Raw genomic sequence first — 25,817 nt, 5'->3', positions numbered from 1 at the left:
ATGTGCCGTGCCCGCACGTTAGACGGGCTGCGTCGACGTCAAGGGAAGCTGGCGCCGGTGCTCGCCCGTTCCCGACATTCACGACGCGTTCAGCCCGCTCATGTCGCGCTGCGGCCTCCGCGCCGCCCCTGACGTCTTTGCCTGATGCCCGTCTGTTGTGAGGGCACGGCACAGATGGGTGCCGGATGCTGAGGATGTCGACGAATGAATAAGACTCAAACCCTGAGAGCCGCAATCTCTACTCTCGAAAACATTTACGAAACGGAACATGGTGCTGACTGGTTGTATGAAATTGCAGGGCAGACCGGAGGAAGTCTGATAGATATGCTAGAGCGTATCGTTACTGCGTTAGATACCAACAACCTTCAGGATGAAGACGGGAGCGGGGATGATGTCGCCAGTCCTGCTGTTGAAAGTGGTTCACCGGCCAGAAGAATGACCGTGGAGGCCTTCAGACAACGTCTGGCGGACTAGCCGGATAACACGTTGTGCTGCGGCACATTCTGGCTGGCTGATGATTTTCTTGCGCTGGATGATTCCCTCGATGAAGACACTATTGATGCCGCGATGGAGCAGGCAGAAGAGTGTCATGACGCGAATGTCGGGTTTAACTGGGAGTTCCTGCACCATGTTATCGAGGCGGTGAAAGAAAAAGAGCAATAACGGCGGCCGGGCAGAGATGCCCGGCATTTTAAATAAGTATGTCGCGTTGCTCCTCCTCATTGCCGCTGCGCGGGGTTATTCACTGCCCGGAGCCAGTGTGCCCCGACCGGACTGACACGGGACGGGCGTTTTTTTCCGCTCCTGTCTGGCGTTTGCGGTATTTTACGCCGCCACTCCCATTTAAGGATCGCCCTTCAAGCCGCTTTCGCGGCATATCCTCGCCGTCGAAAACACTGACGTCTTCGGTATTCCACGGTCAGCTTGACCCGTTTCCGGTCGTTGCGTACAGGCTCCGGGCAGCAGGGAACGGGCGTCATGGTGACGCCCTCCTGGGTGCTCCCTGTCAGTGCGAGGTATTCCTATGTCCCGTTTTGTCCTGGGTAACTGCGTCAATGTGATGACCGATTTTCCCGCAAATGCTGTCGATTTCATTCTCACCGATCCGCCTTATCTGGTCGGGTTTCGTGACCGTCAGGGGCGCGAAATTGCAGGCGATAAAACAGATGAATGGCTCCGTCCTGCCTGCGGGGAAATGTATCGCGTACTGAAAAAAGACTCGCTGATGGTCAGTTTTTACGGCTGGAATCGGGTTGATCGGTTTATGGGAGCCTGGAAAGCAGCCGGGTTTAAAGTCGTCGGTCACCTGGTTTTCACAAAAAATTATTCGTCAAAATCGGCATATGTCGGCTACCGCCATGAGTGTGCCTATATCCTGGCAAAAGGACGCCCGCGCCTGCCGATGCACCCGTTACCGGACGTTCTCGACTGGAAATACACGGGCAATCGTCATCATCCGACTGAAAAACCCGTATCCAGCCTGCAACCGTTGATCGAGAGTTTCACGGCGCCGGGGGGCATTGTTCTTGACCCGTTTGCTGGCTCGGCGTCTTCGTGCGTGGCGGCGTTACAAGCCGGGCGTCGGTATATCGGTATTGAGCTGATGCCGGAATATCACCGGGCCGGGACTGAACGCCTGGCCTCTGTTCGGCGGAGTATGCAACGCCCGGCTGCGAACGATCCTGTTTATCCGGAGGCGGCGTAATGAACTATGAAGGAAGCGAGGCATTGCGCGCAGAGGTGGCGGCGCTGGCTAATCAGATGTGCGATTTGCGAAGCATCATGAATGACATGGAACGGCGGTATCGTTTTGATTCTGACCTGCTGGCCGAACGCCTTGCCCGCCAGACACTGGCCCGCACCAACACACTTTTTATGGCGGCATATCAGGAAATCCTGGAGCTGGACGCCTGTTTTAAGGACTGAGGACAACCTATGTACGGAACACGAGAAACGATTTGCCAGATTCTGGCTAAAGAATATCCGGCTGATACCCCCCTTAACATTGTTGTCTGGTCGCCAGAAGACGTGGAGGCGCTGGCTGAGGGCATAGATCTTGATGTTTCAGAGGCGGAAGTCCGGAACGTTCTGGAGCGCATAGACACTATTTCTGAGGAGGAACGTCTTGAATACGGCGTGTCATGTGGGGCGGTGATGAATTTGATTAACCAGGTAAAAGTAGAAGCCCTGAACATCACGGTGCCGGTGGCGTTACTGGAAAGCATCCTTTCCACCGCTGAACAAGCGCTATGGCGGAAAGAATGGGAGGCGGGCGATAAGAGTCACCCCGTCCCGGAGAGTGTTGCCCGGCGTCTTTCCGATACGTCCAGAATGCGCGCACTTCTAAAAAAATAAAAGGGACCACGCCGCACAAGCGGCGTGTCTTTGATTTTATTCAGAGGGATTAATCATGCAGGAAACCACCACTCTCAACGCCCTGATATTGTGCCGGGCACGCAATTTAATAACAGAATACGGCTGGCCGTCACATACAGATGTGGATCAGCGAGATCCTGAAAACAGACATGGCTGGATAAATATATACGTTCGTCTTGATGCCTCAGACATCGTAAACCTTCTGCCTTTGCTGTGTCCGGGCGATGTTCCTGAACAAATACAGCGAGCGGTAAAGAAAATAGCCGGAACAAAAGCACAAATCATTGTTTCGGGAGGCCGCTACTCCAGTGTCCCACAATGGCCCGGAGAGGATACGGCGGTAACTTTTCCCTGGGCGGGGGAATGGCTCAACGAATCGGAAATTAAGGCGGTAATAAACTGCCTGTCGTCTTCCATTCAGGAAATCAGCAGACAGGTTTTAGTTGATTCGAGACATATTAAAGCGGCACTGACGACCCGGAGTGAAACCTTATTCAGACGCCAGACACGGAATTTTAGTCTGGTAGTGAAAGAGACAGATATGCCGTGCTGGATGGATGAGGACGATGAAAAATTACAGGCTGTTCTCGATGCTATTATAGAGAAAGGAGCGCGTTTCAGTTCGGTCGAGTGTTTTGTCGTCAGTGAGAAAGTGGACCAGATTTTGTCCAGCGGCGTCATGTGTGATGTGTTACGTATTCCGGGAGAACACCCCAGGAAATGGATAGATTTAACGGTTGTTCGTGACACGATAAAGGAAGCCAGGGCGGAAATAACATCGATCCGGAGTGCCCTTATACCGATGAAACCGGATTGATGAGCCAGCTTTAGTCCGTTAACGTCCGGCAGGAGGGGATATCACCTTTGGCCGGAATAAGCGGCTGTTAGCGCGCGGGAAAACCTTGCAGGCTTGCGCCTGCGGAGAAAGGGACGAATGCTGCGCTCCGCGCAGCTTTTCGTCCTCTCTCGTCTATTCATCAAGGGGGAATTTTACACTCAGCTTCGACGATGTGCATATCATCGGCATGAACGCTGTAGGGAACATTTCCCTTCATGTCAAAGATGTTTAATTGACATAGAAAATGATTATGTGTGGATGGGGCATCTTGTAAAACAGTGGATTTTTTATTGGATCTGGCATCACAGATTAAAAAAACACCACTTCCAAGAAAACCAGGGTCGTGTAATATGATTTAAGTAACATGCTGATAAATATAGAAAATTAACAATGTGATAACTATTATCATTTTAGTTGCGCTGATAACTTTTATTTTGCCCGTGTTTAAAGGGGAAAAAATGAAGAGATTTGTGATTTTCCTTAAAGATGATGAAACGAAAGTCGTCGTGGAAACAAATGTAACGCGCGAAATGTCTAAGGATTTAAAAAAGAAAGGGTTCGCCCGATATCCTTATGCCATTGAGGCTATTGACGGACATGAGGCTATAAATAAGTTAAATCAACAAGGTGAGAAGCATTTAAACGAATTGTCTCAATTCTCAGGCAGCATCTTTTTCTATTGTGCAATTTTGGTCGTCTTTGTCGTTGTTGCCTGGATTTTTTACTGACTTACACGGCTATCCATCTGATTATCCTGGTCATGCAATTCCTTCAGACTGGCACGGGCGAATCCCCTCCGGGGCCAGGCTGTCATGCTGCGCACTGAGCCAGTACCTGTCTCATCTCGGGCCCTTCGGGCCTGCGGGTTTCCATCCCTTTCGCTTTCCGCTTGCAGCATTCTTTTCGAATGCGCCGCTTTGTCGCGCCGTGGCCTGCGCTTTTCTCAGCCCGATAAAAAACACCGGGCTGTAAGGACCGGAGCGGCTTTGCCCGGCTTCGCTCTCGCAACAGCCGTTCCGGGATAGCGTCCTGTTTCATCCTCCGCTGTGAAATGAGCCTTTGTGTGTGTCTTCGACCGTCGCGGGATATCAGACCACACTGCCTCGCTCCTTCTGACAAGGCTGAAATGCACGCCTTTGGCGGCCTTGTCAGCGCTCCTCATTGTGCTCTGTGATTTTTTGCGACGACGAATACTCACAAATGCATCGAATCAACCACACAAGGAGATTTAAACATGACTCTACTTAACGTCCAGGGCGCGACAACGAAGCCTACAAACGCATCTCTCGAAGATTTCTGTGATCCTGATGAGTTCCGGGCAACCTATTCCCCGGATGATAACAAGCTGCGCCTCTATGCGGTTCATCGTCTCGATGAGGAATTATATAAAAGGGTGAAGGATGCCGGGTTTAAATGGGCACCCAAACAGGGCTTTTTTGTGGCTCCTGCCTGGACACCTTCCCGTGAGGATTTTTTGCTGGCCCTGGCTGGGGAGATTGAGGATGAAGACAGTTCTCTGGTTGAGCGCCAGGAACAACGTGCCGAACGCTTCAGCGATTACAGCGTAAAACGTGCGGCTGAATCAGATCAGGCACTGGCGCATGTCGATAATATCGCGTCGGCTATTCCTTTCGGTCAACCCATTCTGGTCGGGCACCACAGCGAACGCCGCGCGCGCCGGGATGCTCAAAAAATAGAAAACGGCATGAAACGCGCCGTGATGTTGTTTGACCGTTCTGAGTACTGGGAGCAACGCGCCAAAGCGTCATTACAGCTTGCCAGATATAAAGAACGTCCGGATGTGCGCTACCGTCGGATCAAAAAAATTGAGGCCGATTTACGAAAATCCGAACGGGAGATAGCAGAGGCTGAGAAATTCAGCAAGATGTGGAACTCCGAAACTCTGGACATGAAAAAGGCGCTTCTCATCAGCAACTACGATCATGTTTCCTGTCGTTTCACACTGGAAAAATACCCGCGCCCGGCAGAGAAAAGCCAGTATGAAGGCATTATGTCGCTTTATTCTGCCCTTAAGGATGACATTATCACCGCTGAACAGGCGCGGGATATTGCTGTGCCGTGTCATGAACGCCGTATTCGCCATCAAAATCGCTGGGTTACGCATTATAACCATCGTCTGAGCTATGAGCGGGCCATGCTGGACGAAAGCGGCGGTGTTGTGACCCGTACCGAGGAATTTAAACCCGGGGGGCAGGTGTTCAGTCGGGGCGAATGGCTGACCATTCTACGCATCAACAAAAGCAACGGGGCGGTCAGTTCGGTTACCACGCCGTGTTATCAATTCCTGGGCTACGGCGGCACCATGAAGCTGACCCCGGACAGAATTTCGGACTACAAAGCGCCGACGGAGGAAGCCGCCAGCGCCGCAAAAGAAGCCGGAAAACGCCCGCCGATTGTGAATTATCCGGAAGAGGGTTTCGTAGAAATGACCAAGGCCGAATGGGCAAAAAAAGGCCGCGATTATAAAAGCGTCCGGGGCATGCCTGAAAATGAAAAACATGGCGCGCACCGTTTCCGGCGAGTGATGAATAACGCTTTCAGCCTGGATAATGTTTTTATCACCGATATGAAAATTGTCCATATTCCACAAAAATAATCATCCTCTCCCCGGCTCTGGTCGGGGAGTTAAGGGAGCCTTGCCCGTGAACAGTACTCTTAAATACCGTATTCAGAAAATGCGTTCAAAACTTGATGACCGATCACCCGTTGCTGAAATTCATGTCAGCTCGCAGTTGTTTATCACTCCTGACCCCATTTGCGATCGTATGGTTGCCCTGTCAGAGATTACGGACACTGACCGGATTCTGGAGCCGAGCGCCGGAACTGGGGCGATTTTGCGCGCGATAAAACGTGTCTCTCAGGTTGCACGCTGCGATGCTGTGGAGTTAAACGGCGAATTATTCATACACCTGAAAACACATTTCCCTGATGTCAGTCTCTGGAATGGCGATTTTCTGGAATATCAGCCAGACGTCCGGTACAGCAAAATTATGATGAATCCCCCGTTTAACCAGTCTGTCGATATTAAGCACATACAGAGAGCATTAACCCTGCTTGAACCGGACGGCGTACTGACGGCGATTTGTGCGAACGGGCCGCGTCAGCAAAAAGAGCTGAAGCCGCTTGCAGATGTCTGGGAGCCGTTGCCCTCCGGAACATTTACCTATACCGGGGTATCTACCGCTCTTTTACGCATCACCAGGTAAACAACCGGACAGTGTAGCCAGGCGGGGGGAAAGTGCCCCTGTCTGGCCGCGCCGGAAAAAGACGCGCGCCTGCGGCGCTGAAAAGGGCGCGCGCTTCGCGCTTCCCCTTTTCATTCGCGCCATTTTATTCCTTCAGCTCCTTGTGCCGGTGATATCTGTCCAGGGCTCTCTCGTATTGTTGATATCTGTATTCTGAATATAAGTATCAGGAATGTGTGTCCTGTTGAGGGAGGGTGTTTATCTTGTGTTGCCGGCATGACTCCGGGCGAATCCCCTCCGGGGTCAGGCTGTCATGCTCCGCACTGAGCCAGCAAGCTGTCTCATCCCGGCCCCTTCGGGTCTGCGGGTTTCCATCCTTTTCGCTTTCCGCTTGCAGCATTCTTTTGAATGCGCCGCTTTAACGCGCCGTGACCTGCGCTTATCGCATCCCGTCGTAAACAGTTTCGCCGGGATGTAAGGCACAACGCCGTTTCGCCTGCCGCGTTACGTCGTTGCAGCTGAACTCCATTTGATTTTAAAGAATAATAAATTTCTGTTCATTATTTTAATGCTAATAATTCTTATTATCACGACATGTTGTGTCTTTTTTTGAAAACATTGTGATTTTTATGTGAGGAATAAATTACCAAAAGTTACAATTGTATTCATAAGTTTTCGTAAATGGACTTTTCTATGTTTTATCCCCTTTCTGCAAGGTCTTTACTGCTGCTGGTCTGTCTGATATCGACAGGTTTATCCGGTGCACCATTGGGCCCGGCAGCACAGAGCACCATTGAACAGCAACAGAAGGCTTTGCTGGAACAGGCGCAACAGCAGCGCGATATTCTGCGTAATGCCTCGTCAACACCTTCTCTTCCGGAAACAGTTCTGACTGAAAAAACAGGCGAGTGCCTGAAGATTCAGCATATTCAGTTGCGTAACGTCAGCGCACTTCCGTTATCCGCCCGGCGCAAATTGACTGCTATCCCACAGAGCGGGTGTATGACGCTTCAGGATATTCAGCTGCGGGTACGGGATATTACTCAGGACCATCTTTCCCGGGGATTTATCACCTCACAGGCCTGGTTGCCGGAGCAGGATATTTCTGGCGGCGATCTGGTTATTGCCGTTACGGAAGGGAAGGTGGAAAGCATCCGTCTTGATGACCATCAGGAGAGGGCGCTGCAGATGGCATTTCCCGGAGTGGAAGGGAAAATTCTTAATCTGCGTGATATTGAACAGGGTCTGGAGCAACTCAATCGCCTGAGCTCCCGCCAGCTGACGATTGATATTTTACCCGGCAGTCGCGAGGGTTTTTCCCGTATAAAACTGGTACCTGTCAGCCAGCATTTTCCCGTCAGTCTGAATATGAGTCTGGATAACAGCGGCCAGAAAAGTACCGGCAGCGGGCAAATGAACGCTCTGCTGACCGTTGATAATCCGCTTAATTTGGCTGACCAGTGGACACTTGCCGCGGGAAGAGACAGTGAGTTTCACCGGGACAGACGCAGCAGCAGCCTGCAGGCGGGCGTTTCGGTGCCTTACGGATACTGGCTGTTCAGCGGCCAGTATGCCTGGTCTGATTTCTATCAGACCCTGGCGGTCGGTGGCTCCCCGGTGAACTGGCGCTATCAGGGTACCGTGGAGTCCCAGCGTCTGTCTGCCAGCCGCACATTGCTGCGTGACGGCAAACAGCGTCTGGTGCTGGATATGGCCCTGTCCCGCCGGAAAACAGAAAACCGTCTCGGCGGGGTACGCCTTGAGGTCAGTAGTCCGACGCTCAGCAGCGTGACTGCCGGGTTAAGCTACAGCCGGAGCATGGCGGGCGGTTATCTGACCTTTGCTCCGTCCTTTTCGCGCGGCCTGGCTGTTGGCGGCGCAGCCTCCGATGACCGGGCCTATTCTGACCTGCCGCGCAGTGAATTCCGGCGTCTTAGCGCCAGTGGCAGCTGGTTCTACCCGCTGACCCCTTCGCTTTACTGGCTGACTTCAGCCTACGGACAAACCTCGCCCGATAACCTCTATTCCAGTGAACGACTGTCGGTGGGCGGGCAGTACTCGGTACGCGGATTCAAGGAGCAGTACCTGTCGGGAAACCGCGGCGGTTACTGGCGCAATGAACTGAACCAGCAGCTTCTGACCCTGCCGTTTACGGACGGCATGCTGTCAGCCACTGCCGCCGTGGATATCGGGCATGTCGTCAGCCAGAAAGGCATTACCGATGGCGGCACCCTGTCTGGCGCCTCTTTGGGCCTGGGGCTGAGCGGAAAACAATTATCACAGTCACTGACGGTGGGTATCCCGCTGTCCTGGCCGGGTTCCCTTAACCCGGATAAACACGTGGTTTACTGGCAGGCCACGGTTTCACTTTAACTGCCGGCACACAGCAGAAGCCTCCGGGGCTTCGTTATACAGGATGTTCATATATGGATAAACTCACCCACCCGCTGGCCAGGTGCACCAGTTGGCTATTGATATACCTCACAGCAGCTCAGCCCTTACACCCCGCTATCGCCGCGGGTATTTCCGCTGCGAATAGCAATACCCAGGTCGTAACGGCTCCCGGAAATATTCCGGTAGTCAACATCGCCCCGCCTAATGCAGCAGGAATATCCCATAACACTTACAAAGACTTTAATGTTGATGCTCCGGGCGCGGTGTTAAATAACGCCACGCAGAGCGGTAAATCTCAGCTGGGCGTTACTGTTACCGGCAATACCCGACTGAATGGCAAACCGGCCGAGCTGATTATTAACGAAGTGACCAGCGGCAACCGCTCTGAACTGAAAGGCAAACTGGAAGTCTTCGGCAATAAAGCGGGCGTGATGATTGCCAACCCGAACGGGATCACCTGCGACGGATGTGGTTTTATCAATACCCCTTCAGTAACCCTGACCACCGGTAAACCGCAGTTTGACAAGCAGGGTGCGCTTGAGGCGCTTGAGGTTAAAAAAGGGGCGGTGATTATCGGCGGCAAAGGGCTGGACGGTGCCAGTCCTGAATACGTTGATATCATCAGCCGTGCCACCGAGCTGAACGGAAAAATCACCGCCAAAACGCTCACCCTGACCCAGGGTGCTAACCGGATAAGTTATAAAGACGGTACCGTCAAATCGATAGCCGGAGAAGGCAGCAAACCTCAGCTGGCGGTTGATACCAAAGCGCTTGGCGGCATGTATGCCGGGAAAATTCGCCTGGTGGCCACCGAGGACGGTGTTGGTGTTAACCTCAATAATCTGACATCCACCCAGCGGGATATCTCGCTCACCACTGCAGGAAAAATCACTCTCGGCAATACCAAGGCCCAGACTGACCTTAACGTCAGCGCCAGCAGCCTTTCCACAACGGCAGGGGCGAGCGTCAAGGCTGAACGTGATATCACGCTGGCCACCGCCACGCTGGAAAACAGTGCGACCACTACAGCCCAGGGCGATATGCGTATTTTTGCTGACACCATACGCAATACCAGCGGTGCGACGCTTCTCAGCAACAATAATATGTGGATCCAGAAAGATGCCGAGGGAAATAAAGCCAAACTAGTAGAGAACCGTTCAGCGATTATTAAAACTACTTCTGGTGATTTGTTGATACGAACTGACAGACTGGATAACGTGCTCAATGAAAGCGGTACGGTTTGGAAAACAATCCCTGGTAACTCTACAGTATTTGAACAACCGTGGATCGGTAGTTATTACGACTCACGGCAAAATAAACTCGCTGTTGTGAGATTAGCGCCTGAGCTGAAAATCCCCGAACTGAAAAACTGGTTCGGAAAAATAGATGTGTCGCTAGATAATAAGGTAAATGTGGGACGCGAAGAATATGTGGTTGTGAAATCTCAGATTCCGAGTGTGATTAGTGCAGGCAACGACGCATTTATTAATGCGACCTCACTCTTGAACGATCAATCCAGTATTAACGCGGGAAAAAATTTGATTCTGACAGGGAAAGATTTAGCCATAAAAAATGTCACATTAGGTCAGAAAGATCGCTACTGGATTTTAGGAACAACAACCTCAGGTATAGGAAGTTTTACCGGTGAAATGGATCTAATGCCTGATAACTTTGATCTATTGTTCTTCACAGAGTTCGTTCCCTATACCAAACAGCAAGAGTTCTTCACATGGCAGCCAAAAGAATATAAGACATCATCTCTTAGTGCAGGGAATAATCTAGTAGCTGATTTCACTGACAGTATTGAGAGTAATGAACCTTATGATACAAGCGTAAAATATTCCAGTGTTGTAGCACGACCAGACACTATGACGGCCAAGAATATTCTATTACGCGCTGGAAATATTACAACAACAGATACAATGAAAGCATCAGGAGATATTACTCTCCAGTCAGACTCCGTGACTAAAATAACGCAGGCTTTACTGACCGCAGGAAAAGATATTTCTGTGCTGGCAGGGGGCAATATAGAGTCCTTACAGAGTGAACTGAAAGGGCAGAACCTTACGCTGGTCAGCCGCAGCGGCAATGTCACCTCACGTTCCAGCGAGGCGCCGTACTTATTTAATAGTGATGGTTCCCGCTCGCTGGCTAGTCTGGCGGCTTCACGCGATTTATCCGTCACCGCGGGCGGTAATATCCTGCTGGAAAACACTCTCCTTCCGGTCGTCAGCCAGAATATATCGCTGGTCGCTAACGGCGATATTACCCTGGCAAAAACGGAGTCCATGCTCAGTCATGAACGCCCGGGAGTGACTCAGACTGCGGCCAGTAAACAGGCGCTGTTTAATCTGATGCTACCGGTTGAGCCCCTGAGGGCTACGGGAGACATCACCCTGAGTGGAAAGCAACTGGCGCTGAAGGGAGCCTCGTTTGATGCGGGCGGCAATATCAGCCTGTCGTCAGCGGCCGGTACCGACCTGAATATGCGCAGTCTCAGCGACAGTTATAGCGAGTTTTTCCCGGATAGCAGAACGCCTGAACTACGCAGTCGCCTGAAAGCCGGGGGAAATCTGCTTATCAGTTCCGCCGGGGATATCGGTCTGCAGGGCGCTGATATGACGGCCGGAAAAACGGCAACCCTGCAGGCAGGAAAACTTATCTCTCTGGGGGCCTACGGTTATGGTGTGACCGACAATGGTAATGACAATAACCGCGATGAACTGAATGTCCTGACCCGTTTACACGGCGCTAAAGGACTCACCCTGGCAGCCAATGGCGGTATTCTGGCCAATGGCAGCACCCTGACATCCGACGGAGATATCACCCTGACTTCCGGGGGGAATATGCAGTTTCAGTCCACCCGGGGAACCGCATACAGAGAGTCCGGAAATACCTGGAGTGAGTCCGTTAGCCAGACGGGCGTGACGCTGAATGCCGGTGGTGCCCTGACGATTATTTCAGGCGGCAGTATCCTGTTCCAGGCTTCCCGTCTGCTGGCAAAAGGGGCCATGGATGTGGCAGCCAAAGGCGGCTGGCTCTATGCCCAGGCAATGGAAGAGTCCAGCCATTACGTTCGTGAAACCACCAAAAGAAAATGGTGGGGTAAAAAAACCACCGTTAAGCAAACCACACATACCACCACCAACCGGGTCACTGAATTTACCGCCGGGGGCAATCTCAGCCTGCTGAGTCGGGATGACAGTGCCTATGAAGCCAGTAAAATCGAGGCGAAAAAGAACGCCACGCTGACAAGTACCAACGGGAAAGTGAATTTCCTGGCGGTGAAAAACACGTCCTTTGAGCAGACCGTCAGCACCTCCAAGGGGTTCTTTATTAAGCAGGCGGATAAGGGCTACAGCGAAGGGAAATGGGTCCTTCCCTCGGTGTATACCGGCGGAAAGCTGACGGTGAATGCTGCCAGCGGCATCACCGCTGATGTTAAAGTGAAAAATGGCCAGGCGCTGTTGGGGGCTATTACTGCACTGGGCACACAGCCCGGAACCGAATGGCTTAAGGGACTTAACACCCGCAACGATGTGCAGTGGAACACCGTCAAGGATGCCTTTGATGGCTGGAACTATAAAAGCCAGAGCCTGAACCCGGCCGTGGCTGCGGTTATCGCTATCGCCGCCGCCGCAGTCACTGCAGGCACATCACTGACTGCCACCGTCGCGACCTCGGTCACTTCAACCGTGGGCGGCGGGGCGGTGACCACCGGCGCAGTCACCGCCGGCATGTCCTCCCTCGCGGCACAGGCTGCGGTAGCCCTGGTTGAAAATCAGGGCAACTTGTCAAAAACCCTGGCTGCGCTGGGCAGCAGCAGCTCAGTCAAATCGCTGGCCACCTCTATGGTTATCGGTGGTGCGCTGGCGGGCTTTGATAAGGTGATGGATGTTGAAGTCACACCCGATAAGGCAAAACTCCCTGCGCTGGTCAGAGATGAGGGATGGGGGAAAATCGTCCAGCGCGTGGCCGGGCAGTCGGTTATCAGCTCCAGTCTAAACACCACCATCAATGGCGGCAGCTTCAGGGATAATCTGGTCAATGCCATGCTGGCGAATATCGGCAATCAGATTAATGCCGAAGGGGCGGGGCTGGTTGGCGATAACGGTGAAGTACTAGGATTACCTGGAAGAGCACTAAGCCATGCCGTGGTTTCCGGTATCAGCGCTGAAATTAGTCGGGGTAATGTGAAAGGTGCTGCTGCCGGAGCATTAGCTGCTGAATTGGCTGCTATTACTTTGGGGGAGGTTTTTGTTGAACCAGACACGCGTGAAAATCACATACTGTCAGCGGGTAGAATTATAGGAGCATTAGCAGGAGCGGCAGTAACTAACTCTTCTGCAGGTGCAAACAGTGGTGGTGTGGCAGCAGAGAATACACTGAAATATAATTTCCTTATGCATGATGAGCCAGCCGAAATGGCTAAGAAAATGGCTGGCTGTAAAGGGGATACGGACTGTATAAATAACGCGCGAAAAGAGACGATACAAAAATCAAACCAGAATGAGCAAAGGTTTGAAAGCTGCAGAGTTGCGGGAGATGGTGATTGCATTAATGAGATGTTGTTTGGGATATCGAATGCAAATGGATACAATGAGTTAGGCCTTCAGCTCGGGTTTGATATTTCTAATGCGTATGAGCAAATGGGAACATTTGCTTATGACAAATTTGAAACCTGTGGCTGGAATGTCGGAACTGGATGCGCGCTAAAATTATGGAGGAACGAAGTCTTAACAGAAGCCTCTTCATGGGTAGCAGGCTGGGGATTCGGTAAATATGTTGCTCCTTATATAGGAAAATACTTAGGTGAAGTAATTTTTTCTTCTCAAAAGGGCGCGTTTAACAATATCAGAACGACACAGACTGGTTTAAGAGATCCTGCATATGTTGATACTATTAAAAATGACATGAAAAATAATAATTTTAAATATACAGATGACAAAGCTATTATCGCAGGTTATGTTGATAAGAAAGGGGTTTATATTATAACGGAGGGTAATCATCGGGCGGTAGCAGCTAAGGAATTATATGAGGAAACTGGAAACTCTATTTATTTAGAAAATTTAATTAAAAATGGTCGGTGGACACTTACAGAAAAACATGCATCGATTGGTAGTGTTATACAGGGAAGAAAGTAATAGAAAATGTACCGATAGTCATTTTTAAAATTGTGGCTATCGGTCATTAAGAAAATGATGTCCTATCAGGAGAAATATTAAATGACAAAAAAAATAATTTATCTTGAAATGTTAAGATTGACATTGCTACATATGCGGTATCTGACTTCGCTAGGGGTTGTTTTAAGAATCAGAGATCGTTCTGCAAAATATGAAACTCAATTAGCCCACTCATTTTATTATCTTCTGCTAAATGAAGACTTTGAAAGTGAAGATATACATTTTCTGAATTCACATTGCCGAGATTATTATGAAAATTGCAATCAAAATATAAGTATACTTTATAATTCCCAGGTTGATAATATTGCAAAACTGTTTTCCATTGTGCCTGAGCATCTGAAATCCGAATTAAAATGGAAAGGGCCTGAGTGACTTAAAATGGAGGGTATGTTTTTAAATTAAATTCAAAATTGGTTGTCTCGGATATCCATGTCAGATTAAATCAGATATCCGAGCCATTTTTCTGGCTTCTGGGGAATTTCTGCCGAAATCAGGTTGGTTAACGAGGAATGAGGACTGACATGACAATATTCCTGTCGTTTGCATGCGATTTTCTTCTGAGTATCGTTTAGTGACTGCAACCAGTGAGCATTCAACGATATCCCCTCAGGCTGCCATTAAATAATTCGAAAAGCATTATCTTTGGCTTTTCAGAGCGTGAGCAGTTCATCGTTACCCTGTTTTCATATGCCAATCAAACCATCGCTTTCGCAATAAATTCACGACCCGGTTTGCATGCTTCGTGACATTTTCCTTAGAGACTGTTTTAACTGGTCGATGACAGCCATAACAGCAAATGCTCGGCTTTATCGCGCCGTAACCTGCGCTTATCGCATCCCGCCGCAAACAGCCTCGCCGGGATGTAAGGCGCAACGCCGTTTCGCCTGCCGCGTTACGTCGTTGCAGCTGAACCCTGCTCATTCGTCCTCGTATACCTCTTTGCCGTTTAAGTCCCTTCGCCCGGGCTGAGACAAGCACAACCCGTCTGGCTGTCCAGGGACGGCACGCCTTTCGCCATAAATTTGTTTCCGGCCATTCCGCACGCTTCATTAGACCGGAAAAAATTTCCGTCTCACTCCCGGACATCTGCGCCGTGCCGTGCTGGTTACGCCCTTGCGGCGAGGGTTCTCAAACGGGTGAAGGATAAACCACAGGGAACAAACCAGCAGGTTCCCGCAAACATCAAAACCGCGACTCCCGAAACTCAACGGGTGATGGTTTTTAAAAACAGGGAAGGGTGTTAACAGCGTTTGAAGAGTTATCAGTCGTAAGAAAGAAGATGCCCTGCCGGAGCAGACTCTCCGCAGGGCGGGACAATCATTAATAACTGCGAGGTATCAATTATGTCCGTAACCGAGTCTAAAGCAAAAACAGCCAAAAAGACTACCCGTAAGAATGAAATTCCGGTGGATTCCGCAGAGCTGGAGTCCGTTCTGGAGGCAGCAGAAGTCCGTATGACCTCATTTTCCCGCCTGTATATCGGGGAGCTGAACAGTCGTCTGATCCCCCATACGCCGGAAGAAATTCAGGAATATGCCGACAGCATTCAGGCCGTAGGACTGTTGCAGAACCTGGTTGTGGTTGAGCGTGGGGACGGACGCCTGGAAGTGGTCTGTGGGGGAGGACGAACCAAAGGGATCGGCCTGTTGGTTGAGGCTGGGCTGGTTGACCCGGACAAAGATTGGATTGCGTACAAAGCGGTTCCCCTTCATCTGGCGCGCGCGGCGTCCATGACGGAGAACGGCAAGCGCAAGAGCATGCATCCGGCTGAGCAAATCATCGGTTTTCGCAGCATGTCAGCAGACGGGAATACCCCGGCAGAGATTGGCGGCTTACTCGGGTACAGCGCCCGTCACGTCCAGAGAATGCTGAAGCTGGCCAGCCTGGCGCCCGAACTGCTGACGTTACTGGCCGAAAACAAACTGGATGTGGAGCAGTGCCAGGCGCTGAGTCTGGAACCCGACCAGAAGCGTCAGGTGGAAATCTATACCCAGGTGAAAGAGTCCTACAGTCGTGCTCCTGCCCATCTGTTGAAACGGGCAGTGACCGATACCGAAATATCCGTCACATCCCCCCGTTTTGTGTTTGTCGGACGCGAGGCCTATGAGGCCGCAGGGGGTGTGGTACGTGAAGACCTGTTCAGCGCTGAGGACGGCGACGGAACGGCTGACAGCGTGTTAACAGCCCGTCTGGTGCAGGAAAAACTCGAATCCGTCGCTCAGGCACTGAAGGACGAGGGCTGGGCATGGTCACGGGTGCGGGAGGGGGCCGTTAAAAATTACGGCGATGACCGGGTTAACTATCTGCTGTCACCGGAGCCTGACGCACAGTACTCCGCTGACGAGCAGCAGCGTCTGGATGAGCTTTACGCCACGCAGGAAGTCACCGAAACAGTTGAGGACGAGGCCGCACTTCAGGTGCTGATTGATGAGATTGAACAGGCTGCGGTGATACGAGCCTGGACGCCAGAGATGAAAGCCGCCTGTGGAGTAGTCGTCTGCTGGGAGTACAACGAGCTGTGTATCCAGCGGGGCGTACAGGAGAAAGTTCAGGAGCAGGATGCTGAAGGTCAGGACAATGCCGGGCTTCATGTCATCACCCAGAGTAAACCGGATGCAGCAGAAGGTATCAGCATCCCGTTGCTCAAAAAAATGTCCTCAGAACGAACGCTGGCAGTTCAGGCAGCACTGGTTCAGCAGCCACAGAAAGCGGTGGCCATGATGGTCTGGCGGCTGTGCAGCTGCGTATTTGACTACTGCCTTACAACCCGACATCCGTTTGTGCTGCGTATGGAGGAACACCACAGCATGCTCACCAGTGAGGCTCCGACCGGAAAAACGGGGCTGGCCTGGCAGTCTCTGATGCAGGAGAAAGCCCGTCTGGAAGCCCTGTTGCCAGAAGGGTGGAAAACAGATTTTACGACCTTCTTTGCGCTGGACGGACAAACCCTGATGTCCCTGATGGCGTTTTGTACCGCCTGTTCGGTAGACGGGGTGCAGACCCGTGAATATGGCCATACCAGTCAAAGTAATCTTGGCGGGGTTGAGGCCGCGCTGGGGTTCCATCTCCGGGACTGGTGGCAGCCGACAGCCGAAAACTTCCTCGGGATGCTCAATAAAAAACAGATTGTCGAGTCGCTGAACGAGGCGGGGCTGACTGGTGCGGCATCCGATGCAGAAAAAATGAAGAGAGGGGATGCCGCCAGCCATGCAGAGCAATGGCTTGCCGATACACGCTGGGTGCCTGGCTGGATGACATCCACGAAAGCCGCCATGCCGGAGGTCGGGAACACGACGGCTGACACTGACGAGTCTGACAATTCTGCCCCTCATGCTGCCTGATAAACATCACGCCGCCCTGCGGGGCGGCAATAAGGAGACTTTCCATGAAAAATATCATCACCACTGCTGTCCTGAAAACCATGCTCCCCTGTGAACTGGAAGACTATCGCTCTGCAGGGGAGGATTTACGCCGCGAACTGACGCATGCCGTGATGCGTGACCTGAATGCACCGCTGTCCTGGGCAATGAACGGCGAGTATGGCAGCGAGTTCGGTGGATTCTTTCCGGTTCAAGTACGTTTTACACCCGGCCATAACCGATTTCACGTGGCAGTATGCAGTCCGGGAGAGGTCAGCCCGGCATGGATGGTGGTGCTGATGACGGCTTCCGGTCGCCCGTTCTCTGTCATTTGCACGATGCCGGTGTTTAATCCTGAGCGCATTAACCACACGTTGAACCTGGTGGCCAGTCTCAATGCTGACGGGTATTCCACAGAGAGCATCATTAGCGTTATGTCTCTGGAGGGCGCGATATGATCCCGACAAATATGTCCCTGGTTCCGATGAGTCATGAACGCCGTTGTGTCATGCAGGCGATTGCTGAAACAGAGAGGAAAATTGAAAAGGGTTTTTGGGCTGGAGAATTTCCCTATGCCCGTGCGTTTTTCCGCATTCTCAACGGAAGTAAACGTATCACGGTCAGGGAAATCGGCTATTTCTCTCCGGGAATAACAACACAGGCGCTGCGGGGAAAAAAACGGGACTGGATAGCGGCGATTGACAGCCTGATTGAGAGCCGGGGAACATGTTGCTGTCTGCCTCTCTCTCTGTACGATGGCTGGCGTTTGTTCCCGGCGACGCGCTTACAGGACACGGAACGCATGCGCAGAAAGTCCGAGCTGAGTGCGGAAAAATATACCCGGCAGCGCCGAAAAGAAAGCTGCCAGCGGGAGCATGCTTATCAGGCCGTCAGAGGACAGGCGGAGATTGAACTGGCTTTTTGTACGCCTGAAACCGTGAGTAGCTGGTACTCACAGTGGTCCAGGTCAGATATTCACACGTATGATCTAGAAAAGATGTTCTTTACCTGGGCTGAACGTTTTCCCTCACTTGACGCTCTTGAGCGCGGGACGATGAGTGGTGAACCGTTCTGGCGCGTGATGATTGAATCTGATGAGCTGGCAAAAGAGAGTCCGGTTTCTGTCAGGCTACTGGAGCGCTGGATGGTACCCAACAAACTGACAGACTGTCATCGAGGATATCTGCCGGAAAGACAAGTAGTTTCGGGTTAAGGAGTGACAGAAAAATGGACAAGTCTGTGGTGAGATATTTGATATTGAACTTGGTGATAAATATTTTGTTTGTCATTTTCGTATTTATAGTCCAGCCAGAAATGTTTAAAAGTATTTATTTTTTTATTGGGATAGCTCTTAATAGCATGATTACTTTCCAGATTACATAGAAATATTAAGCATTTATGTTATTGGATTAGTACTCACCGAACGAGGAAAATAAGGATATGAGATACTGGATATTGGCTGTGCTGTTAAATGGTTTGTTCGCACTCGTCATGTATCTTGCTGCACCTGAAATGGTTGGAAGTAACGGATATTATGCAGCACAAGTCGGTTGCACCCTGATTGCTTTTGTTATCACCAGGAGAGATAAACCTGGAACACTGGATAACATACTCATTTTTCTCATTCAGTGGGGAATAATGATTGCTGGTATAGCCTTTTCTGTCTGGGGAGTGGGGTACAAGCTCGGGTTCTGGGATAACGATGATCCGAACGTACCTTTCAGCAGTGTGTTCCACACCCTCTTGCCTGACCTGGCGATACTGACGGGAATGTGTATTCTGGGCATCGTTTACATTCGTTATTTGCATCAGCAACGCTTTGGTTAACCCTTCAGCGCGTTGTGGCTTTCATGACTTGAGACATGGGAGCCTTTCTTTGATGGCAGAAACAGGAGATAAAAACTATGTGGGATTTTCTGAGGCGCAAAATCGCTAACTTTCCGGCCGTGAAAAAGATGTCCCCGGCGCAAAAAAAACGGATTGGAGGACGGATCATCATCACCGGAACACTACTGTTATTCATTCCGCTTACTGGGTTGTTTTTTAACTTCGGAAGCGTTTGGATGCATGTTCTCTTCCAGGTCATCTGGGGAGGCTCGATGATAGTCGGCTCCGTGATTGCTTTTGAATCGGATGGGAAACACCAGGGGCAGGGATGAGTGTTCCCCGACCTGAAGGGCGGGGCCTTACGGCCACCTGGTAAATTGCTAAGGATACTTTCATGACAGCAACAACAAGAGAAAATGGGTACGGCTCTATCCATTTCTTTGTTAAGAGATACAGCCCTGGCAAAACAATCAACATCGTCACAGGATATTGATTGATACATTGATATCCCCTCTGTCTGACAGGGCAGTTTCTACACTCAGATAACCCGGTGACACCTTCGGCTTCCCGTCCGTTCCGGCCGGGTCGTCAGTCACACTCCGCCAGACGACAGAAACCTGTCGTCAGTCTCCACCGAACCCCACGAGTGGGTTTCGGGCTTCGCTAGTGCCTGATGTCTGCGTCAAGGTCAACCCCTGCTGCTGGCGATAAAGCTGCCAGCGCATTCACTGCGGGCGATAAAGCTGCCCGCGCTGAGGTCGCCCCGTCGTTCCGCCGTGTCGGGTGTGTTCATTCTCATTTCACCTCTGGCGAGCTGTCTCTCGTTCATTCCCCGGCGGAGGGCTGGTCGTAGCACCGCCGGGCCCTCACACAAGGGGTAAATAAACTCCGCCAAAAACTTTTCGCGAAAGGCTGCAAAAACTTTTTGTCTCCGCCCCTTGTCCTCGTCCTTCCGTCGTTGCTCCTTTGCCCTTTGCCGCCAGGGAACTCACCGAGAGATGGATTAACCACCAGATAAGAGGAAAAACAGAATGAACACACAGAACGTCAACATCAAAACCGCCACCAAAGAATCTTCCGAAAGATGGGTTAAAGACACTGCCCTGCGTACAGATGGCTTTGTGCGCAATATCAAGTCTGCACATCAGTTCGATGTTATCCGCGCTGATGTGGTACTGGAGCGTATGGAAAAACAGGCTAATCGGGGATGCGGTCTGCACTATGAAATCTATGAATCCCGCCTGTTGAGTATGGCGATGATTTATCTCGAAGCGTTGCCCCTGAAAGATCGCCCTGTATTTATGGGCGCGGCGTCAAAGCGGGGTTACATGCTGACCCTGGCGGCTGAAGAACAGGCTCACCGTGAAGAAAGCGAACTGATGAACGAGTTAGCCAGCGACTACTGAATCATTAACCGGATGGCGGCGTGGTGCTGCCATCCCTGACCCCCAAGGAGAAAATTATGCACTTTACATTGAATGAATCATTAACCGCTCTCGATATGCAAGCCACAGCCGAAGCTGAACGGGCGTACTGGCTGAGCCGCGAGAAAGCAGCCGTAAGAGCACCAAAGGAAATAGATGTTCACGCCTTTCATTATGCGCTTGGGGTGATGTATCCCCTGAACTGGCGCTGTAGTGAAGAGGGAGAGTGCGAAACCTTCATGCTCGCGGAAATGTATTGCGGAAATGTGACCGAAATTTACGCGCGGATCGGGGTTAGTTATTACGAGATGCGCGATTACAGCAACCTGGACCACGCTGAGATTCTGGCTCGCGTTAAGGAGGTATCGCAGCACCAGAAATGAAAAAAGCAGACTTTCGTCTGCTCCCTCATGCCAGTTTAGCCCGTCGAAAAGTTGAACTGGCTTTCAATAATCAACATGGAGATGAAACCATGAATATTGAGTTATCCATCATTGCACCCTCTGCGCAGTATGTAAAGCAGTTATCCGCGCAAGGTGAGCCAGTAAAAAAACAGGTGCGTATTATGCGCGGTGATATTCCCGTCGCTGACCTTGATCCGGAAATGCGCGCATTGGGCAGACATATCGCCCGGTGCCGTCAAAAAGGACAGTCTGTGAGAGTTCCCGCGATGTCCTGTAGTGACTGGGGACACGTTCTGCGGGCGCTTGAGCTTAAACGGGCATTAGCCTGATAAAACAGGCCGTCCCTTCGGGGGCGGCTTTTTTTCTTCAGGACTCCCCGCAGCGGTTCTTTATCTCGTGGTTGGCAACGAAACCTGTCTGCCAGTGCGCCGAAAACATCTCGCGTGCCAGGGCACTGAAAAAACAGGTCGCGCTGACGCGCCACCTGTGTTCTCTCTTCGCGTGGTCAGTATTCATCATTGGATAGTTGTTTATTATCATCGAACAGTATGTCGGGTATTCATCATCGTATTTGTGTTAATACCTGGTTTGCTCTGTTCTCTCTACGGTAAAAAGATAAAAAGCTGAACCCGGTGACACCTTCGGCTCCCCGTCCGTTCCGGCCGGGTCGTCAGTCACACTCCGCCAGACGACGAAAATACCGTCGTCAGTCTCCGCCGAACCCCACGAGTGGGTTTCGGGCTTCGCTAGTGGCTGATGTCTACGTCCAGGTCAACACCCGCAGCTGGCCAGTGTTATCGAGGATCAAAAAAATACCTGGTTGAACTCTGCGGCGTATGGAATTTGCAACTGAGTCAGGAAAGCAAATCTGAAGAAGTAATGCGTCTTCTCTCTCTGATGCGTAATAACATCGAACGCGAGGGCATATTGTGGCGGGAACGAAGTAATCCGCTTGTTTTCATTTCATATCATCCCGCCATTGCAACAGGTGAAAACCTATTTATTTCGTTTGTACAGTGTTACTGGCTCTGAGGTATGGGAGATATCGCGAAAGCATCTTAAACAATACATCGACTGTAACCAGGAAATGATATGCCAGGAAACAAACAAATAAATAAACTTCATCGAGTAACACTCATCAATCAAAAAAGGAGAAACAATGCACTTAACTATTAAGGATGTATCGCAACATCTGAAATGAAAAAAGTAGACTTTCGTCTGCTCCCTCATGCCAGTTCAGCCCGTCGAAAAGTTGAACTGGCTTTCAAAAATCAACAAGGAGATGAAAGCGTAAATATTGAGTTATCCATCATTACCCCTCTACAAGGTATGTAAAGCAGTTATCTGCGCTAAATGAAACGGTAAAAAAAGGTGCGAATTATGTGCTGTGATGTTGCCACCTCAGATGTTGACCCGGAAATGTACGCATCAGGTATATGTGCTCGATGCCGCTACAAAAACCAGTCAGTGAGAATACAGGGAATGTCTTGTAATGACTGGTGACATGTTCTGCGATCGTTAGCATAAAACAAAAAAACGTCCATTTTGGAGACGGCTTTTTCAAATAAGCATTTTCAGGGATGGTTATGTAAAGCAGATGAATGTTTTTTTACCCATCATAAATCTACTCAAATTCCATTCAACTTCTATATTCAAAAAATGTAAGTGTAAAGAGTTAATGATGTTATTTTATTCAAACTCAATAGTGTGTTGAGCAAGTGCTTTTTTTCATTCTCAACCCATTTGAAAATGTAATCACTATCAACACCACTTGTATGAGTATGTTCTAATAATTTTTTATGAGAATCCTTGTCGAAGGGACTGTATGATGAAATGAGTTTTATTAAGATGTGATCTGTGATCCCGGGTGATTTGACTTTGCTATTTTTGACGAGAAGTAATAACCCATAAATTGGCAATAAGCATATGCTGAGGTCTCTTAATCCAAAAGTTGGATTTTTAATCCAGAAGGGAAGATAAACAAAGAAAGAAAAAATCCCAACCCCCAGAGCTGCCCAAGCACGAAGTTTATGAGACTGTTTTTTTTCCTTAATACTGAAGTTTACAAAGTTTTGTATTCTTTTTAATGCTTTTAGGTTGTCGGTTTTTTTTTGATGTCATTTCAAAAATCCTTTCGAAAATAAATTTTATATGGGGAGTGTAACTGAGATAAAATTGTTTTTTCCTAGTTACATAATTTTTCATTGGTTGTGAAATTATTTTTTGATGTAAATCAATGTTGATTTCATTAATATTAATAATCTGAAATTGATGGATTGTTTAGAAATTAATTCTTGGCTGATTGTTGTTTTTGGTTTTTAATCGCTTTGTATGTGGTTTCTATTTTTTTTGCGTAAAGGTATCTGCGTGCTGCCTGTTTTTCGGATAACCGAAATCCTGCATTATACGCACCCACTGACTGCCAACTAACCCCCCATTTATGAAATGCCTGAGATAATATATACGCACCTGTATAAATGTTCATGCATGCATCATGAGTCAGATGTTCCTTTGTAATACCAAAATTCTGTAACTTCGAAAAATGTTGTGAGTTGATCTGCATTAAACCGACGTCTATGCTGTTGTCTGTGTTTTTACCAATGGCGGCTTGCTTGAATCGAGATTCATTCCAGGATATGGCCCGCAATAAATCAGGATCGATTTGGTAGTCTCTGCCCGCTAAATCAAAACAATCCTGAGCATAAGTAATATTAGAAAATACAGATAATAGAAATATTCTTACGAAAATTCTCATTTTTCCCCCTTGGGCAGATTGACGGGAATACTCTAATCCACTCCAGACTCAGGTACAACTAATATGCACTCCTCACAACCAAAATCACCACACCCCACGCAAAATTACAATTTTGCAGATTTTTATTTGTGAGCAATGAGTTATCGCGGAAATAATGTGTGGTACATTATTTACATTCCCAAATGTGATTCAGTACTGAACCTATAACGAATCAGTTGTAAATCGTCGTAGGTTCAGTACTGAATCACAATAATATAATCAGGCTGTTATTGTGAATTGACTCTAGGGTCGGTTCGTGTTGTGATTCGCTATGTGATTCACTTATTTCTCTTGTGATACTAGGATTGAATCTAGAGTCGACCTGCCGGAAGGTCATGTTAGAATTTTTATTATTGTGATGTGTTAAATTCAACTAAAAATAAGGTGTCCCTTATGGCAAAGGTTCAGGCGTATGTTAGTAATGAGACGACAGAAAGAATAGATACTATCGTCGCAAAACGACGCGCGGAGGGCGCTCGTGAAAAAGATGTCAGTCATTCAAGTGTTGTATCTATGCTGATAGAGTTAGGTTTGCGAGTTTATGAAACTCAGATGGAGCGTAAAGAGACAGGGTTTAACCAGATGGATTTTAATATGGCTTTGTTTGAGAGTGTGATTAAAACACAATTCACCGTAAACAAAGTTTTGGGGATAGGGTGTTTAAGTCCACATGTTGACGGGATGCCAAAATGGGAATGGTCAAGCCTCGTATCAAATATTAAAGAGGATGTTCGGGAAGTGATGAATCAAACATTTCCTCATTTAGAAGATAGTGGGGATTAATAAGATTTTTCCGTGTGTTTGTTGTCGAATGTGAATATTAAATCGTCGTCTTGATTGTGATTTTTTATTCTTTTTATTCGGAATCTTTAGAATAAATGTCTGGTGTAATATAATGACATTATGAGTAGTAGTGTTTATAATTTCTTTGTTCGTAAAATGTAGAAAATTGTTGATGTAGAGAGCTGGTACCTCTCTACATCAACTATCCATAGACACCTTCTAAGGAGGCACCTATGTGTGCACTGGATCGTAGTAGCGATGACAGTTCAAGTCAATCTCTCAAAGAAACTCTTTTTCATATAAAATCAATATATCACACGTCTCCCGTGGCTGTTTGCGTCAGAAGTGAGCAACATGAAACCCTATACTCTAATAAATCATTTCAACTAATATATGATTTTATTCAGTCCGAAAGTGATAAAACTTTATTTAATGCAGGAACAATTAAATTTAAGGATGTGTTCGTTCAGTTTGAACAAGATTGTATATCTTTAGGTAAAGGCTGCGTGCTGTGTAAAAGCTTTCCCTGTGGGAACTATTTTTTCCAGGTTAGACTGGAGTATATGAACACTCCGGATGGACTTACCTGTGTTTTATGGCAAATCAATTTATCTATTCAACTCCCATTATCAAATAAGATAGTTGCTTCTGAATCTCAATCTGAAAATGATATTTATTTTGAAACGATATTTTCAACATTACCCAGGCAAAGTATTGAGGCTCTCTCTTTTTTTATTCTTGGTTTTTCATATACAGCATCTGCACTTCATTTAAACCTTCCTGTGTCGACTGTAAGAAAAAGAATCGAGCGAGCGAAAGAAATAATAAAAGGTAGTTTCTCTACCTATGAGAACTTCATTAATTATGTATATAAAACGAAGAGAATATTCTTCTTCGTGGATTATGTATCAGAAAAAATCTCTGTTAAGAAAATGTAAATAAAGAGGGGAGTTTCTACCCTTCCAATCATGCTTTTATCCGTGTAAGGTTTTGTCTGTCAGGTTTATTTCAGGGAGGGTTAGTGTCAAAAAACAATTCAAGTGAGCGAACAAAAAATACTGTATCAGTTTACCTAGATGATAAGACTCACGCCATTTTAATGAGTGCAAAAAATAGAAGTGGCAGAACAAAATCAACTGAGGTAGCCATGCGTCTTAAAGATCATCTAAGACGTTTTCCAAATTATCTGTTTTCAGAAAAAAATGAGGAGGTTGATGATTAATAGGTAG

The 25,817-nt window shown here is 48.9% G+C and carries 26 protein-coding genes; 24 read left to right on the top strand and 2 right to left on the bottom strand.

Annotated features, from left to right (window positions below; genetic code table 11):
• The first annotated feature begins 204 nt into the window (after positions 1-204).
• From Q1A40_RS17210 to Q1A40_RS17155, 12 genes are all read left to right on the top strand, one after another.
• Positions 205-474 (top strand): hypothetical protein, encoded by a 270-nt coding sequence (locus Q1A40_RS17210; RefSeq protein ID WP_300002447.1) that lies wholly within the window; start codon positions 205-207, stop codon positions 472-474.
• Positions 475-486: 12 nt separating this feature from the next.
• The gene (locus tag Q1A40_RS17205; RefSeq protein ID WP_300002444.1) at positions 487-663 is read left to right on the top strand and encodes a hypothetical protein; all 177 of its coding nucleotides are present in this window, start codon (positions 487-489) and stop codon (positions 661-663) included.
• A gap of 361 nt (positions 664-1,024) precedes the next feature.
• Positions 1,025-1,705 (top strand): DNA methylase, encoded by a 681-nt coding sequence (locus Q1A40_RS17200; protein ID WP_300002441.1) that lies wholly within the window; start codon positions 1,025-1,027, stop codon positions 1,703-1,705.
• Entirely contained in the window at positions 1,705-1,926 is a 222-nt protein-coding gene (locus Q1A40_RS17195) for a hypothetical protein (RefSeq protein WP_300002439.1), read from the top strand. The genes Q1A40_RS17200 and Q1A40_RS17195 overlap by 1 nt, the downstream gene beginning before the upstream one ends.
• A 9-nt stretch (positions 1,927-1,935) precedes the next feature.
• Positions 1,936-2,355, top strand: coding sequence for a DUF1380 family protein (locus Q1A40_RS17190; protein WP_300002436.1), 420 nt, complete (start codon positions 1,936-1,938; stop codon positions 2,353-2,355).
• A 55-nt stretch (positions 2,356-2,410) separates the two neighbouring features.
• Positions 2,411-3,193, top strand: a complete 783-nt coding sequence (locus Q1A40_RS17185) for a hypothetical protein (RefSeq protein WP_300002434.1) — start codon at positions 2,411-2,413, stop codon at positions 3,191-3,193.
• 479 nt (positions 3,194-3,672) lie between these two features.
• Complete coding sequence (locus Q1A40_RS17180) at positions 3,673-3,942, top strand: hypothetical protein (RefSeq protein WP_300002431.1); 270 nt, start codon at positions 3,673-3,675, stop codon at positions 3,940-3,942.
• Between the two features lie 506 nt (positions 3,943-4,448).
• Positions 4,449-5,831: a DUF3560 domain-containing protein gene (locus Q1A40_RS17175; protein WP_300002428.1), complete on the top strand. Its 1,383-nt coding sequence runs from the start codon at positions 4,449-4,451 to the stop codon at positions 5,829-5,831.
• Between the two features lie 46 nt (positions 5,832-5,877).
• Entirely contained in the window at positions 5,878-6,441 is a 564-nt protein-coding gene (locus Q1A40_RS17170; protein WP_300002425.1) for a class I SAM-dependent methyltransferase, read from the top strand.
• Between the two features lie 672 nt (positions 6,442-7,113).
• Positions 7,114-8,793 carry a ShlB/FhaC/HecB family hemolysin secretion/activation protein gene (locus Q1A40_RS17165; RefSeq protein WP_300002423.1) on the top strand — a complete coding sequence of 560 codons (1,680 nt, stop codon included), beginning with the start codon at positions 7,114-7,116 and terminating at the stop codon, positions 8,791-8,793.
• A gap of 53 nt (positions 8,794-8,846) precedes the next feature.
• On the top strand, positions 8,847-13,958 hold the full coding sequence (locus tag Q1A40_RS17160; RefSeq protein WP_300002421.1) for a DUF637 domain-containing protein: 5,112 nt from the start codon (positions 8,847-8,849) through the stop codon (positions 13,956-13,958).
• Between the two features lie 81 nt (positions 13,959-14,039).
• On the top strand, positions 14,040-14,369 hold the full coding sequence (locus Q1A40_RS17155; protein ID WP_300002419.1) for a hypothetical protein: 330 nt from the start codon (positions 14,040-14,042) through the stop codon (positions 14,367-14,369).
• 65 nt (positions 14,370-14,434) lie between these two features.
• Here Q1A40_RS17155 and Q1A40_RS23215 read toward each other — a convergent pair whose 3' ends face one another.
• Positions 14,435-14,593 (bottom strand): hypothetical protein, encoded by a 159-nt coding sequence (locus tag Q1A40_RS23215; RefSeq protein WP_367275759.1) that lies wholly within the window; start codon positions 14,591-14,593, stop codon positions 14,435-14,437.
• Between the two features lie 747 nt (positions 14,594-15,340).
• Between Q1A40_RS23215 and Q1A40_RS17150 the strand changes: the two genes are divergently transcribed.
• The 9 genes from Q1A40_RS17150 (at position 15,341) to Q1A40_RS17110 (ending at position 22,346) form a co-directional block, all read left to right on the top strand.
• Complete coding sequence (locus Q1A40_RS17150; RefSeq protein ID WP_300002417.1) at positions 15,341-17,338, top strand: ParB/RepB/Spo0J family partition protein; 1,998 nt, start codon at positions 15,341-15,343, stop codon at positions 17,336-17,338.
• 44 nt (positions 17,339-17,382) lie between these two features.
• The gene (gene psiB / locus Q1A40_RS17145; RefSeq protein WP_300002414.1) at positions 17,383-17,814 is read left to right on the top strand and encodes a conjugation system SOS inhibitor PsiB; all 432 of its coding nucleotides are present in this window, start codon (positions 17,383-17,385) and stop codon (positions 17,812-17,814) included.
• A complete protein-coding gene (locus tag Q1A40_RS17140; protein WP_300002411.1) occupies positions 17,811-18,569 on the top strand; it encodes a plasmid SOS inhibition protein A in 759 nt (252 codons plus the stop codon). The genes psiB and Q1A40_RS17140 overlap by 4 nt, the downstream gene beginning before the upstream one ends.
• Before the next feature lie 227 nt (positions 18,570-18,796).
• Entirely contained in the window at positions 18,797-19,183 is a 387-nt protein-coding gene (locus Q1A40_RS17135) for a hypothetical protein (RefSeq protein WP_300002408.1), read from the top strand.
• 77 nt (positions 19,184-19,260) lie between these two features.
• Positions 19,261-19,515 carry a hypothetical protein gene (locus tag Q1A40_RS17130; RefSeq protein ID WP_300002405.1) on the top strand — a complete coding sequence of 85 codons (255 nt, stop codon included), beginning with the start codon at positions 19,261-19,263 and terminating at the stop codon, positions 19,513-19,515.
• 699 nt (positions 19,516-20,214) lie between these two features.
• Positions 20,215-20,589, top strand: coding sequence for a hypothetical protein (locus Q1A40_RS17125; protein ID WP_300002402.1), 375 nt, complete (start codon positions 20,215-20,217; stop codon positions 20,587-20,589).
• Between the two features lie 56 nt (positions 20,590-20,645).
• On the top strand, positions 20,646-20,990 hold the full coding sequence (locus Q1A40_RS17120) for a hypothetical protein (RefSeq protein ID WP_300002400.1): 345 nt from the start codon (positions 20,646-20,648) through the stop codon (positions 20,988-20,990).
• Positions 20,991-21,085: 95 nt separating this feature from the next.
• The gene (locus Q1A40_RS17115; RefSeq protein WP_300002468.1) at positions 21,086-21,340 is read left to right on the top strand and encodes a hypothetical protein; all 255 of its coding nucleotides are present in this window, start codon (positions 21,086-21,088) and stop codon (positions 21,338-21,340) included.
• 868 nt (positions 21,341-22,208) lie between these two features.
• Positions 22,209-22,346 carry a hypothetical protein gene (locus Q1A40_RS17110; RefSeq protein WP_300002398.1) on the top strand — a complete coding sequence of 46 codons (138 nt, stop codon included), beginning with the start codon at positions 22,209-22,211 and terminating at the stop codon, positions 22,344-22,346.
• Positions 22,347-23,298: 952 nt separating this feature from the next.
• Here the strand turns inward: Q1A40_RS17110 and Q1A40_RS17105 are convergent.
• Positions 23,299-23,766 (bottom strand): transglycosylase SLT domain-containing protein, encoded by a 468-nt coding sequence (locus Q1A40_RS17105; protein WP_300002396.1) that lies wholly within the window; start codon positions 23,764-23,766, stop codon positions 23,299-23,301.
• A gap of 432 nt (positions 23,767-24,198) precedes the next feature.
• Here Q1A40_RS17105 and traM point away from each other — a divergent pair, with 432 nt between their 5' ends.
• From traM to Q1A40_RS17090, 3 genes are all read left to right on the top strand, one after another.
• Positions 24,199-24,588: a conjugal transfer relaxosome DNA-binding protein TraM gene (traM, locus tag Q1A40_RS17100; RefSeq protein WP_300002394.1), complete on the top strand. Its 390-nt coding sequence runs from the start codon at positions 24,199-24,201 to the stop codon at positions 24,586-24,588.
• A gap of 233 nt (positions 24,589-24,821) precedes the next feature.
• On the top strand, positions 24,822-25,526 hold the full coding sequence (locus Q1A40_RS17095; protein ID WP_300002392.1) for a hypothetical protein: 705 nt from the start codon (positions 24,822-24,824) through the stop codon (positions 25,524-25,526).
• Between the two features lie 83 nt (positions 25,527-25,609).
• Complete coding sequence (locus Q1A40_RS17090) at positions 25,610-25,810, top strand: TraY domain-containing protein (RefSeq protein WP_300002389.1); 201 nt, start codon at positions 25,610-25,612, stop codon at positions 25,808-25,810.
• Positions 25,811-25,817: the final 7 nt, after the last annotated feature.

The organism is uncultured Cedecea sp., from assembly GCF_947498825.1.
In the GTDB taxonomy this organism is placed as follows: domain Bacteria; phylum Pseudomonadota; class Gammaproteobacteria; order Enterobacterales; family Enterobacteriaceae; genus JGM124.
This window is presented reverse-complemented; position numbering and strand designations above follow the sequence as displayed.

Coding starts and splice junctions, on each gene's coding strand:
- Q1A40_RS17210 (WP_300002447.1), top strand. CDS start 205: ATGAATAAGACTCAAACCCTGAGAGCCGCAATCTCTACTCTCGAAAAC.
- Q1A40_RS17200 (WP_300002441.1), top strand. CDS start 1,025: ATGTCCCGTTTTGTCCTGGGTAACTGCGTCAATGTGATGACCGATTTT.
- Q1A40_RS17195 (WP_300002439.1), top strand. CDS start 1,705: ATGAACTATGAAGGAAGCGAGGCATTGCGCGCAGAGGTGGCGGCGCTG.
- Q1A40_RS17190 (WP_300002436.1), top strand. CDS start 1,936: ATGTACGGAACACGAGAAACGATTTGCCAGATTCTGGCTAAAGAATAT.
- Q1A40_RS17185 (WP_300002434.1), top strand. CDS start 2,411: ATGCAGGAAACCACCACTCTCAACGCCCTGATATTGTGCCGGGCACGC.
- Q1A40_RS17180 (WP_300002431.1), top strand. CDS start 3,673: ATGAAGAGATTTGTGATTTTCCTTAAAGATGATGAAACGAAAGTCGTC.
- Q1A40_RS17175 (WP_300002428.1), top strand. CDS start 4,449: ATGACTCTACTTAACGTCCAGGGCGCGACAACGAAGCCTACAAACGCA.
- Q1A40_RS17165 (WP_300002423.1), top strand. CDS start 7,114: ATGTTTTATCCCCTTTCTGCAAGGTCTTTACTGCTGCTGGTCTGTCTG.
- Q1A40_RS17160 (WP_300002421.1), top strand. CDS start 8,847: ATGGATAAACTCACCCACCCGCTGGCCAGGTGCACCAGTTGGCTATTG.
- Q1A40_RS17155 (WP_300002419.1), top strand. CDS start 14,040: ATGACAAAAAAAATAATTTATCTTGAAATGTTAAGATTGACATTGCTA.
- Q1A40_RS17150 (WP_300002417.1), top strand. CDS start 15,341: ATGTCCGTAACCGAGTCTAAAGCAAAAACAGCCAAAAAGACTACCCGT.
- psiB (WP_300002414.1), top strand. CDS start 17,383: ATGAAAAATATCATCACCACTGCTGTCCTGAAAACCATGCTCCCCTGT.
- Q1A40_RS17140 (WP_300002411.1), top strand. CDS start 17,811: ATGATCCCGACAAATATGTCCCTGGTTCCGATGAGTCATGAACGCCGT.
- Q1A40_RS17135 (WP_300002408.1), top strand. CDS start 18,797: ATGAGATACTGGATATTGGCTGTGCTGTTAAATGGTTTGTTCGCACTC.
- Q1A40_RS17130 (WP_300002405.1), top strand. CDS start 19,261: ATGTGGGATTTTCTGAGGCGCAAAATCGCTAACTTTCCGGCCGTGAAA.
- Q1A40_RS17125 (WP_300002402.1), top strand. CDS start 20,215: ATGAACACACAGAACGTCAACATCAAAACCGCCACCAAAGAATCTTCC.
- Q1A40_RS17120 (WP_300002400.1), top strand. CDS start 20,646: ATGCACTTTACATTGAATGAATCATTAACCGCTCTCGATATGCAAGCC.
- Q1A40_RS17110 (WP_300002398.1), top strand. CDS start 22,209: ATGAAAAAAGTAGACTTTCGTCTGCTCCCTCATGCCAGTTCAGCCCGT.
- Q1A40_RS17105 (WP_300002396.1), bottom strand. CDS start 23,766: ATGAGAATTTTCGTAAGAATATTTCTATTATCTGTATTTTCTAATATT.
- traM (WP_300002394.1), top strand. CDS start 24,199: ATGGCAAAGGTTCAGGCGTATGTTAGTAATGAGACGACAGAAAGAATA.
- Q1A40_RS17095 (WP_300002392.1), top strand. CDS start 24,822: ATGTGTGCACTGGATCGTAGTAGCGATGACAGTTCAAGTCAATCTCTC.